Below are 11,721 nucleotides of genomic sequence, written 5' to 3' on the forward strand. Positions count from 1 at the left end.
TCGCCGGAAAACGACGATGGCCCGGCTCTGCGAGCCGGGCCATCGATCGGTATTCGTGCTTAGGCGTTGCCTGCGAGCTTCTCCCGCAGAGCAGCCAGCTGCGCATCGCTGGCCAGCGATCCGCCCGCCGACTCCTCGGAGCGGGACGAGCTGCTGCTGCTGGTCGGCCGCGTCGCGGCCTCGGCGACCGCTTCGGCCTCAGCCTTGGCGAACTTCTCCATCTGCGCAGTGTGCATCTTGTGGCGGCGCTCGGCCTCGGCGTAGCGCGCCTCCCACTCGTCACGCTGCTTCTCGAAGCCTTCGAGCCATTCGTTGGTCTCGGCGTCGAAGCCCTCGGGGAAGATGTAGTTGCCCTGGTCGTCGTAGCTGTCGGCCATGCCGTACTTCCAGGCCTCGAACTCGTCGGAGTAGTCCTCGTTGGCCTGCTTGAGGCTCAGCGAGATCCGGCGACGCTCCAGGTCGATGTCGATGACCTTGACCATCGCGTCGTCGCCGACCTGGACCACCTGGTCCGGGACCTCGACGTGGCGCTCGGACAGCTCCGAGATGTGCACCAGGCCCTCGATGCCCTCCTCGACACGCACGAACGCGCCGAACGGGACGAGCTTGGTGACCTTGCCCGGGACGATCTGGCCGATCGCGTGGGTACGCGCGAAGTGGCGCCACGGATCTTCCTGAGTCGCCTTGAGCGACAGCGAAACCCGCTCGCGGTCCATGTCGACGTCGAGCACCTCGACGGTGACCTCGTCGCCGACCTGGACGACCTCGGACGGGTGGTCGATGTGCTTCCACGACAGCTCGGAGACGTGCACCAGGCCGTCGACGCCGCCGAGATCGACGAAGGCGCCGAAGTTGACGATCGAGGACACGACACCCTTGCGGATGGCGCCCTTGGTGAGCTGGTTGAGGAACTCGCTGCGCACCTCGGACTGCGTCTGCTCCAGCCAGGCGCGGCGCGAGAGCACCACGTTGTTGCGGTTCTTGTCGAGCTCGATGATCTTGGCCTCGATCTCCTTGCCGATGTACGGCTGCAGATCGCGGACGCGACGCATCTCGACCAGCGATGCGGGCAGGAAGCCGCGCAGGCCGATGTCGAGGATCAGGCCGCCCTTGACGACCTCGATGACGGTGCCCTTGACGGCCTCGTCCTTCTCCTTGAGCTCTTCGATGGTGCCCCAGGCCCGCTCGTACTGAGCGCGCTTCTTGGACAGGATCAGACGGCCTTCTTTGTCCTCTTTGGTGAGAACGAGGGCCTCGACCTCATCGCCCACGGAAACGACCTCATTGGGGTCGACGTCGTGCTTGATGGAGAGTTCGCGCGAAGGGATGACACCTTCGGTCTTGTAGCCGATATCGAGCAGGACTTCGTCGCGGTCCACCTTGACGATGGTCCCTTCGACGATGTCGCCATCGTTGAAGTACTTGATGGTCTTGTCGATGGCGGCGAGGAAGTCTTCCGCGGAGCCGATGTCGTTGACGGCAACTTGCGGGGACGTGACGGAGGGACTTGGCATGTGGTGGGTTGCTCCGGACAGGTTTTATCGTAGGGACAGTTTTGTGATTTTTGGCACCTGAGATCGAACACACAGGTGCTTGTCGAGCTTACGCGACATGCTCACGCAGGCCAAACCCGCCCCGTCCGCGCCTGCGCACCCGCCGCGCCAGCTGCCAGCCCACCAGTCCGGCCTGGAGGCCGAACGCCACCGAGAACATCGACACGAACGTGACGGTGATCGCAGAATCGCCGTCGGCGCCGAAGAGTTCGGCGATGCCGATCAGCCCCATCGAGCCCGGCACCAGCAACCAGAAGCCGGGCAGGATCAGCGAGATCGCCGGTGGTGCGCCGGGGCGGCTGGCCATCGCCATCGCGCACAGCGTCAGCGCAAACCCTCCGGTGACCCCGCTGACGTAGCTGCCGAACGCCAGGTCGCCGAAGAACTGCGCGGCGTAGGCGGCGTAGACGACGATCAGCAGCCACGGGACGAAGCGCACCGGCGGCCCGAGGAACAGCATGATCCCGAGGGTGTAGACCGCCACCCCGACCCACGGCGCCCAGGGACCCAGTTTGTTGACGGCGATCGAGGTCAGCTGAGATTCGCTCTCCCCCAGGATCTGGACGGCGATGAAGATCCCGAACGCCAGTTGGGCGAGTTGCGCGAACCCCGCCACCAGCCGACTGGTCCCGGAGATCATGTCGCGTGAGGTGAGCTCGACGACGGCCAGGGTCATCGCGACCCCCGGCAGGAACATCGCCAGCGGAGGGATCAGCGCCCGCAGGCCCACGTGGTCGAGACCGAGCCGGTGCGCAGCCAGGATCGCCAGCGAAGTCACGGCGAACGCGCTGATCACCGGGACGAGCTGGGCCAGCAGCGGCCGCCCCCGCGACGCCGTGGCGATGGCACCGACGAGAAGTCCGAACACCGTCGCTCCGAGCAGGTTCAGCGGTGTCGGCTCGAGGACCAGCGCCAGCCCGGCGCTCTGGATGCCGTAGCCGATGACGCTGACCCAGGAGGGCAGCCGGTGCGGGGCGGCCGTGATCCGGCGCAGTTCGGCCTCGCCGGCGGCCGGCTCGACGGCGCCTCTGCGCGCCGCGGAGACCAGACGGGCCAGCGGGAAGGTCTGGTCGAACCGCAAATCGGTGTCGACGGCCGCCGATTTGATGGTCGTGCCGTTGGGGCCGGCCGGACCGATCACCTGGACGTTGTTGGGCAGCACAACGGATTCGGTGGTGATGCCGTACGCCGCCGATGCGCGTTGCAGCATCTGCCGGATCAGCGTGACCGGATAGTTGGCCGCCGCCATCGAGGCACCCAGACGCGCAAGGAACTGGATGTGTGCGTCTGCGCGTGTGGTTTCCATAGGGATGAGTCCGGCGCCGTCGGCGGCCTTTCCCGACCGTACCCGACCCCGCGGTTTAGCCTGCGAGGATGTCGTTCCGTCCGGCGCAACCGGTCCCGCCTGCCCCGCACCTCTATGGAGCGCCGTTCACGCGCCAGATCCGCAAGGTCGGGGCGCCGCTGGGGGTGCTCATCGCGCTGGGCACGGTGGCGGGCCTGATCGTCATCGTGCTGACGCTGGCGAACCCGGTCGGCACCGCCGTCGGTTTCGTGTTGTCCAGCGTCGCGATGGCCGTCGTGGTGCTGGCCTACCTGTGGCTGGACCGCTGGGAACCCGAACCGCCCCGGCTGTTGATCTTCGCGTTCATCTGGGGCACGTCGGTCGCCGTGGTCGTGTCGGCGATCCTGCAGGTCGTCCTCGACACCTGGCTCAATCCCGGCGTGGACCCGGATGCCACCGGGACCAGCGCGTTCACCCTGGTCGTCGGGGCGCCGATGACCGAGGAGGCGGCCAAGGGCCTGTTCCTGCTGTTGATGATGACGGGGGCGCGCCGCAGGGAACTGAACTCGCTGACCGACTGCCTGGTCTATGCCGGGCTGGTCGGTGCCGGATTCGCCTGGCTGGAGGACATCCTCTACATCGCCAACGGCGAGTCGTTGGCGGAGTCGCTGTTCACCGCCGCGCTGCGGCTGGTGATGGGGCCGTTCGCGCATTCGCTGTTCACCACGATGTTCGCGCTCGGAGTGTGGTTCGCCCTGCACCGGCGCAGTGGGGTCGCGAAGGCGGGCTGCGTGCTGCTCGGTTACGCCGGTGCGGTGGTGCTGCACGCGATGTGGAACGGGTCGTCGCTGCTCGGGGCCGGCGCCTACTTCGGCACCTACGTGTTCTGGATGGTGCCGATCTTCGGGCTGACCATCGCGCTGGCCGTGCACAGCCGGCGCCGCGAACAGCGCATCGTGGCCGAGAAACTGCCGGGCATGGTCGCCGCCGGGGTGATCAGCCCCAACGAGGCGACGTGGCTCGGCTCGATGAAAACCCGCAAGCAGGCCGTGGCCGAGGCGGCCCGCTTCGGCGGTAAACCCGCCGCGACGTCGGTGCGGAGGTTCGCCCAGCAGGTCACCGAGCTGGCGTTCGTCCGCGACCGCATCGACCGGGGATTCGGGGACCCCCGGGTGACCGCGCTGCTGCACGAGGAGACCTATGCGGTCTACGCGGCCAGGGCCGAATCCCCCGCACTGCACCAGATGGCCTACTACCGCGCGCAGGCACCGATCCACAGATAACCGGCACCTCCGCCAGTTACGCTCAGGCGATGGCGGAGACGTCATACGCGCCGTGCGGGGATCTCAGCCTGGCGTATCAGGTGTTCGGCGACGGGCCCATCGAGATGGTCTTCGTCGGACCGTTCGTGAGTCACATCGAACTGTTCTGGACACTGCCCGAGTTCAAATCGTTCTTCGATCATCTGGCGACGTTCTGCCGGGTGGTGATCTTCGACAAGGCCGGTCTCGGATTGTCGGACCCGATCCACGGCATTCGCACCCTCGACCAGCGCGCCGAAGAGATCGAGGCCGTCATGGACGCCGTCGGCTTCTCCACCGCGGTGATCTTCGGTATGAGCGAAGGCGGCACGGCGGCAATGCTTTTCGCGGCGACGCGACCCCAGCGGACACGCGCGCTGGTGGTCTACGCGTCATACCCGTTCATGTCGGCGGACTGGGAGGACCTCGATTCCGACCCCGGCGAGGTCTACGCGCGTCTGCTCGCCGATGCCGACGAGACCGACGTCCGCTACCTGCCCACCACCGATCAGCTCGCCCTGCTGTTGCAGATGGGCCTCGCCGTCCGCGATCACTGGGGCACCGGCATGGCGGCGGGCATCGGCTTTCCGTCGATCCACGGCCGGCGTCAGCTCGCGATGTTCGAGCGGATGAGCGCCAGCCCCGGCATGGTCCGGGCGACGATCGAGTCCTTGTTCCACATCGACATCCGCGCCGTGCTGCCCACCATCGCGATACCGACGCTGGTGATCCACTCCCGCGACGACAAGGTCATCCCCGTCCCCTGCGGACGATACCTCGCCGATCACATCCCCGGCGCTCGCTATCTGGAGGTGGGCGGCGCCGACCACGCACCGTGGCACACCGAACCGAACCGGATCCTGGCCGAGGTGGAGAACCTCGTCACCGGCACCCATCACACTCCCAGGCAGGCGCACCGGGCGCTGCGGACAGTGCTGTTCACCGACATCATCGCGTCCACCGAACGCGCGGCGGCCTGCGGGGACCAGCAGTGGCGGGTGGTGTTGCAGCGGTTCAACGAGATCACCGGCGACCTGACCACCCGGCACGGCGGAACCGTCGTCAAGAGCACCGGCGACGGCCATCTCGCAACGTTCGACGGGCCCACGCAGGCGATCCGGTGCGCCGAGGCCGTGCTCGCCGACGCCGAGGCGCTGGGCATCGAACTGCGGGCGGGCATCCACACCGGCGAGTGCGAACTGCTCGACGCCGACATCGGCGGCATCGCCGTCCACATAGCGGCCCGGATCCTCGGTCATGCCGGAGCCGGCGACATCGTCGTCTCCAGCACAGTCCGCGACCTGGTGGTCGGCTCGGGCACCGGCTTCGAGGACCGCGGCGTCGTGGCGCTGCGCGGCGTCCCCGGTACCTGGCGGCTGCTGGCCGTCGACCGGACCGGGACGTCGACGTCGCGAGAGGCCGTGCTGGCCGCGCAGACCACTCCCGCGCCGGGCGCCGGTATGCACCGGACCGACCGGGCGGTGGCCGTGATGGCACGGCACACACCGTGGCTGCTGCGCGGGCTCAGCCATTTCACGGCGACGGGCGCGCCGGACCGTCAGGTTTTGAAGTAGACCAGCTGGTGGGTGGTGGCCAGAAGGTCGCCGCTGCGGCTCCAGAGCTCGGCGGACTGGTCGAAGTAGCCGCCGGCGAACCGGTTGGCCTGGGCCCGGCCGAGGATGAAGTCATCGCCGACGGACGCGATTTCGGGGGCGTCGGCGTGGAAGTACGCGGTCATCGAGATCGTCCCGGCGGGCAGCGGCGCGCCGAGGCGGCGGTACACGCGGGGATAGAAGATGTCGCTGAACGCGGTCAGGGCGGCGTAATCCATTGCGCGGCCACGACTGTCGCGCACCCAAAGCGTGGAGGCCGACGACGGCCGCGGTTGTCCGTCCAGCGGCGGCGCCCCGTCGACGTGACGCATGTCGTAGTTGCGCGCCCACACGATCGCCTCGGGCAGGCCTTCGGCGGGAACCTCCTCGGGCCCCGGGGCCGGCGGCCGCTGCCGTTCGATGTCGGCCCAGGTGTCGCGCCGGTGCCCGAACACCGCGGTGGCGGTGGTCTTGATCTCGCCGTCCTGGGACAACTCGACGGACCAGTGCTGATTGCTGCGGTTGGTGCGCACCGCCGTCGCCCTGACGTCGAACGCCCCGTCGGCGACCGGGGCGGTGAAGTTCACCGTCAGGGCGACCGGGTGTCCGAGGCGCTCGGGCTGCACCTCCACGGCGCGAAGCAGCGTCGCGGCCGTCATCCCGCCGAACGGCCCGACCATGTTGGCCCAGTCCGGGGACGTCTTGCCGGTCAGCGTGCCGGCGTCCCCAGGACTGAGCTCGAGTGCTTCGTCGAACGGATGAGTGGCCACGACTGCGCCCTTTCCCCGGCGAACTAAGTATGACGACTTACATAATCGTCGGCGGCGGGCGGCGCCGTCAACCTGAGCGGCGGATCTGTCAGTGCGCCGCGGCGTCCCAACTGCGGCCGTATCCGACCGAGACCTCCAGCGGCACGTCGAGCGCATACGCATTGCCCATGTGCTCGCGCACCAGCGCGTCGAGGGTTTCGCGCTCGCCGTCGGCGACTTCGAAGAGCAGTTCGTCGTGCACCTGAAGCAGCGTGCGGGACTCCAGCCCGGCGTCCTTGATGGCCTGGTCGACGTTGATCATCGCGACTTTGATGATGTCGGCGGCGCTGCCCTGGATCGGCGCGTTCAGCGCGGCCCGCTCGGCGGCCTCGCGGACCTGCCGGTTGCTGCTGTCGAGCTCGGGCAGGTAGCGGCGGCGACCGAACACCGTGGAGGTGTAGCCGTCCTTGCGCGCCTGGTCGACCACGTCGCGCAGGTAGTCGCGCACCCCGCCGAACCGGGCGAAGTACTGCTCCATCTGCTCCTTGGCCTCTTCAGTGGAGATCTTGAGCTGCTGGGACAGTCCGTAGGCGCTCAGCCCGTAGGCCAGCCCGTACGACATCGCCTTGACCCGGCGGCGCAACTCTGGGGTCACCTCGTCGATCGGCACCGAGAACGCGCGCGACGCGACGAACGAGTGCAGATCCTCGCCGGTGTTGAACGCCTCGATGAGCCCCTCGTCCTGCGACAGGTGCGCCATGATGCGCATCTCGATCTGGCTGTAGTCCGCGGTCATCAGCTCGGCGTAGCGATCTCCCACCACGAACGCGTCGCGGATCCGGCGGCCGGCCTCGGTGCGGATCGGGATGTTCTGCAGGTTCGGTTCGGTCGACGAGAGCCGCCCGGTCGCGGCGATCGTCTGGTTGAACGTGGTGTGGATCCGCCCGTCGGAGGCGACCGCGTTGAGCAGGCCGTCGACCGTCACCTTCAGCCGGGTCACGTCGCGGTGATCCAGCAGGTGCTGCAGGAACGGATGCCCGGTCTTGTCGAACAGCGACTGCAGCGCGTCGGCGTCGGTGGTGTAGCCCGTCTTGGTCTTCTTGGTCTTCGGCATGCCGAGTTCGTCGAACAGGACCACCTGCAGCTGCTTGGGCGAGCCGAGGTTGATCTGCTTGCCGATCACCGCGTAGGCCGCCTCGGCCGCGTCGCGGATCCGGCCGGCGAACTCGCTCTGCAGCTCCGACAGCTTGTCGACGTCGACGGCGATGCCGGCCGTTTCCAGCTCCGCCAGCACCCGCTGCACCGGCAGCTCCATACCGCCCAGCAGCGCCGAGGAATCGATGCGGGCCAGCTCCTCGTCGAGCGCGTCGGCGAGGTCGGTGACCGCGCTGGCGCGCAGCAGCAGGGTCTGCACGGCCTGATCGTCGACGCCCTCACTGTCGTCGAGCAGCGAAAGCTGTTGCTGCTCAGGGTTGTCCGCGCGCAATTCACGTTTCAGATATCGCAGCGACAGGTCGTCGAGCGCGAAGCTGCGCTGCCCCGGTCGCACCAGGTAGGCGGCCAGGGCGGTGTCGGAGGTGACGCCGGCCAGCGTCCAGCCGCGACCCTGCAGATCGTGCATCGCGAGCTTGGCCTCGTGCAGCGCCTTGGGCACGCTCGGATCGGCCAGCCAGGAGGCCAGTGCTTTCTCGTCCTCGGGGTCGAGGGCGGCGGTGTCGATGTAGCGGCCGTCGCCGCCCGAGGCGACGATGGCCAGTGCGGTCGCGTCACTGTCGAACGCGAGGTGGTTGCCGACCACCGCCAGCCCGAACCGGCGCCCGTCGCTGTTCTCGGCCAGCCACGGGGCCAACGTCCCGGCCTCCAGCGCGCCGCCGCGGACGTCGAACCCTTCCTCGACCTCGGGGTCCGCCGACGCCAGGGTGTCGAACAGGCGATCCCGCAGGACCCGGAACTCCAGATCATCGAAGAGCCGGTGGATGTGGTCGCGGTTCCACGGCTGCATCCGCAGCGTGTCAGGGGTCTGGGGCAGCGGGACGTCGCGGACCAGGTCGGTGAGCTCGCGGTTGAGGATCACGCTGGACAGGTTCGCCCGCAGCGCATCGCCCACCTTGCCCTTGACCTTGTCGACGTTGTCGACCAGCGCCTGCAGCGACCCGTACTCGGCGATCCACTTGGTCGCGGTCTTCTCCCCGACCCCGGGGATGCCGGGCAGGTTGTCGCTGGGGTCCCCGCGCAGCGCCGCAAAATCCGGGTACTGCGTCGGGCTGAGCCCGTACTTCTCCTGCACCGCCTCCGGGGTGAACCGGGTCAGCTCGCTGACGCCCTTGCGCGGGTAGAGCACCGTCACGTCGTCGCTGACCAACTGCAACGAGTCACGGTCGCCGGTGACGACGAGCACCCGGTAGCCCTCGCCCTCGGCCTGGGTGGCCAGCGTCGCGATGATGTCGTCGGCTTCGAAGCCCGCTTCGGCGAGCACCGTGATACCGAGCGCGCCGAGCACCTCTTTGGTGATGTCGATCTGGCCGCGGAACTCGTCGGGAGTCGCCGACCGGCCCTCCTTGTACTCCGGGTATTTCTCCTTGCGGAACGTCTGGCGGGAGACGTCGAAGGCCGCGGCGATGTGGGTGGGCTGCTCGTCGCGGAGCAGGTTGATCAGCATCGCGGTGAACCCGTAGACCGCGTTGGTGGTCAGCCCGCCCTGGGTCTTGAAATTCTCGGCGGGCAACGCGTAGAAGGCGCGAAAAGCCAGCGAGTTGCCGTCCAGCAGCATCAGGGTGGGCTTGCCGCCCGCCTCCGGTTTACCGGTCGTGGTCTCCGATGCAGTCTTGGCAGGGCTCACGGCGTTCACTCTATTCAAGCGGGGTGACACCCGGGGCGGGGCCACCCACGGGTGCTCAGCGGGCGCCCGCCCGGGCCGCCCGTTCGCGGAACAGCCGCGCCGCCGTGCTCGCGGCTTCCCGGCGCCAGGCCCACACCAGCCTGCCGCGCAGTTCGGGCGTCAATCGCAGCGCGTGCAGACCCGGCGTGTTGCGCGCCATCGACGCCGGGAGCACCGCGACGCCGAGACCGCGGCGGGCGAGCTCGGCAAGCTCCGCGGGACTGGTCGCCTCGAACGACACCCGGGGCCGCAATTCCGCTGCGGCGCAGGCGGTGTCGAGCCGATGACGCATCCCGGTACCCACCGGCAGCGAGATCAGCGGGTGGTCGCACAACGCCGCCAACGTCAGGGTCTTGCGCCGCGCGAGCGGGTGCCGCTGCGCGACCGCAGCCTCGAAGGTCTCCTCGGTGACCACCGCATGGTCCAGCCCGGGAGGATCCTCCCCGGCACCGATCGACACGATGGCCACGTCGAGCCGGCCGTCGTCCAGTTGGGTCAGCAGCGCGTCGGAACCGTCGGTGGTCAACGTGATCTCGACATCGGGATGGTCGACGTGGAAGTCGGCGATCAACGCCGCGATATCGACCGGATGCAGGGTCACCGTGCCGATCGCGATCGTGCCGCGGACCACGCCGGCGACGGCGTCGACCGCGGCCCGGCCCGCCCGCACCGCACCCAGCGCCGCCCGGGCGTGCGGAAGCAATGCCGCGCCGGCCTGTGTCAGCCGGACCTCGCGCGTCCCCCGGATGAACAAGGGCTGCCCGACGCGACGTTCCAACCGCCGGATCTGGGCGCTGACCGCCGGCTGGGCGACCCGCTCGCGGTGCGCGGCCTTGGTGAAACCGCCCTCCTCCACCACCGCGACGAAGTACTCCAGCTGACGGAACTCCATAACCATCCATTATGGGATCAGGAACAGACTTCTATTGGACTTATGCCTGATCCCGACAGACGCTGAAGCCATGGCGACGTTCGTTCTGATCCCGGGAATGTGTCACGGGGCATGGTGTTTCGACGATCTGGCGGCCTCGCTGCGCGGGGCCGGCCACCACGTCCTCGCGCTGACCCTGACCGGCGTGGCCGAGCGGGCCCACCTCCTGCCGGGCGGCGTCAACCTCGACACCCACATCACCGATGTGCTGGCCGCCGTCGACCACGACGCGGCTGCCGGCGACGAGCTGGTCCTGGTCGGGCACAGCTACGGCGGCATGGTGATCGCGGGGGTCGCCGACCGCATCCCGGACCGGGTCGACGCGCTGGTGTTCCTCGACGCGGTGGTGCCCCACGACGGCGAGTCGTGCTGGGACCTGGTCAACGACGAGGAACGTCAGTGGTACCTAGAGGTCGACGCATCCGGGTTCGGGGTCCCGCCGCTGCCGTTCTTCGACCCGCGCGCGACCTCGCATCCGCTGGCGACGGTGCTGCAGCCGCTGCGGCTGCGCGCAGACCTGAACCGGTTCCGGCGCCGGGTGTTCGTCTACGCGCGGGGCTGGCCCGGCGAATCCCCGCTGCAACGGTCCTACGACCGGGTGCGCGACGACCCGGCCTGGATCACCTACGAACTCGACGGCAAGCACAACCTGATGCGCGACTGTCCCGAGGACCTCGTCCGCATCCTGCGGGAAACCGCCGAGAGCTGATCGGCGGCGGGGAGACCGGCGTCGTCGTGCGCCGAGAGTGCGCACAGATCGCGTTCCTCGCTGCGGCCGCGCTCTCCTCGCACTCTCGCGGGCGAGGTGCACGCCGACGACCCCCACTCGGCAGAAAAACTGGAACACGTTTCAGTATTTGGCCGCGGAGTCGGTACGCTGACCCGCGTGTCAGCTTCTGTGCAGCCCGCGATCGACGGGTGGTTTGCGACCGACGGCGGAGCCGTCAATTCAGCTACCGATGATTCGGGCGATACGCATTTGATCGGTGGGAAGTGTGTGGGGTGTGGGACATTTGTGTTCCCGCCCCGGGAAACCAATTGCCCCAACCCCGGCTGCGCCAGTGACGAGTTGGCGCTGGTCCCGCTGTCGCGGCGCGGCACCCTGTGGTCCTACACCGAGAACCGCTACGCCCCACCCCCGCCGTACCCGTCCCCGGACCCGTTCGAACCGTTCGCCGTCGCCGCCGTGGAGTTGGCCGACGAAGGCCTGATCGTGCTCGGCAAAGTCGTCGAAGGCACCCTGGCCGCCGACCTGACCGTCGGCATGACCATGGAACTGACCACCATGACCCTCTACACCGACGACGACGGCACCGACCGCACCACCTACGCCTGGAGAATCGCATGAGCCCCGACCCCGTCTACATCCTGGGTGCCGGCATGCACCCCTGGGGCAAATGGGGCCGCGACTTCACCGAATACGGCGTCGTCG

General features: G+C 68.5%; 9 protein-coding genes. 4 read left to right on the top strand and 5 right to left on the bottom strand.

Going from position 1 to position 11,721, the window contains the following annotated elements; translation table 11 throughout:
- Positions 1-59 precede the first annotated feature (59 nt).
- Together rpsA and BST38_RS26665 are read right to left on the bottom strand one after the other, a co-directional pair.
- On the bottom strand, positions 60-1,514 hold the full coding sequence (rpsA, locus tag BST38_RS26660) for a 30S ribosomal protein S1 (RefSeq protein WP_083146535.1): 1,455 nt from the start codon (positions 1,512-1,514) through the stop codon (positions 60-62).
- A gap of 88 nt (positions 1,515-1,602) precedes the next feature.
- Positions 1,603-2,859 (bottom strand): threonine/serine exporter family protein, encoded by a 1,257-nt coding sequence (locus BST38_RS26665; protein WP_083146536.1) that lies wholly within the window; start codon positions 2,857-2,859, stop codon positions 1,603-1,605.
- A 68-nt stretch (positions 2,860-2,927) separates the two neighbouring features.
- On the opposite strand from BST38_RS26665, the gene BST38_RS26670 reads away from it, so the two are divergent.
- Both BST38_RS26670 and BST38_RS26675 read left to right on the top strand, forming a co-directional pair.
- Positions 2,928-4,121, top strand: coding sequence for a PrsW family intramembrane metalloprotease (locus tag BST38_RS26670; RefSeq protein WP_083146537.1), 1,194 nt, complete (start codon positions 2,928-2,930; stop codon positions 4,119-4,121).
- A 29-nt stretch (positions 4,122-4,150) separates the two neighbouring features.
- Entirely contained in the window at positions 4,151-5,713 is a 1,563-nt protein-coding gene (locus BST38_RS26675; protein WP_083146538.1) for an adenylate/guanylate cyclase domain-containing protein, read from the top strand.
- On the opposite strand, the gene BST38_RS26680 is transcribed toward BST38_RS26675, so the two are convergent.
- From BST38_RS26680 to BST38_RS26690, 3 genes are all read right to left on the bottom strand, one after another.
- Positions 5,698-6,501: an acyl-CoA thioesterase gene (locus BST38_RS26680; RefSeq protein ID WP_110782005.1), complete on the bottom strand. Its 804-nt coding sequence runs from the start codon at positions 6,499-6,501 to the stop codon at positions 5,698-5,700. The genes BST38_RS26675 and BST38_RS26680 overlap by 16 nt on opposite strands.
- An 88-nt stretch (positions 6,502-6,589) precedes the next feature.
- Positions 6,590-9,319, bottom strand: a complete 2,730-nt coding sequence (gene polA, locus BST38_RS26685) for a DNA polymerase I (protein WP_083146548.1) — start codon at positions 9,317-9,319, stop codon at positions 6,590-6,592.
- A gap of 55 nt (positions 9,320-9,374) precedes the next feature.
- Positions 9,375-10,250, bottom strand: a complete 876-nt coding sequence (locus BST38_RS26690) for a LysR family transcriptional regulator (protein WP_083146540.1) — start codon at positions 10,248-10,250, stop codon at positions 9,375-9,377.
- A 70-nt stretch (positions 10,251-10,320) separates the two neighbouring features.
- Here BST38_RS26690 and BST38_RS26695 point away from each other — a divergent pair, with 70 nt between their 5' ends.
- Positions 10,321-10,998, top strand: coding sequence for an alpha/beta fold hydrolase (locus BST38_RS26695; RefSeq protein WP_083146541.1), 678 nt, complete (start codon positions 10,321-10,323; stop codon positions 10,996-10,998).
- Between the two features lie 177 nt (positions 10,999-11,175).
- On the top strand, positions 11,176-11,637 hold the full coding sequence (locus BST38_RS26700; protein ID WP_083146542.1) for a Zn-ribbon domain-containing OB-fold protein: 462 nt from the start codon (positions 11,176-11,178) through the stop codon (positions 11,635-11,637).
- The last annotated feature ends 84 nt before the right edge of the window (positions 11,638-11,721 follow it).

Origin of the sequence: Mycolicibacterium parafortuitum (assembly GCF_002086815.1) — a bacterium.
Lineage (GTDB): Bacteria > Actinomycetota > Actinomycetes > Mycobacteriales > Mycobacteriaceae > Mycobacterium > Mycobacterium parafortuitum.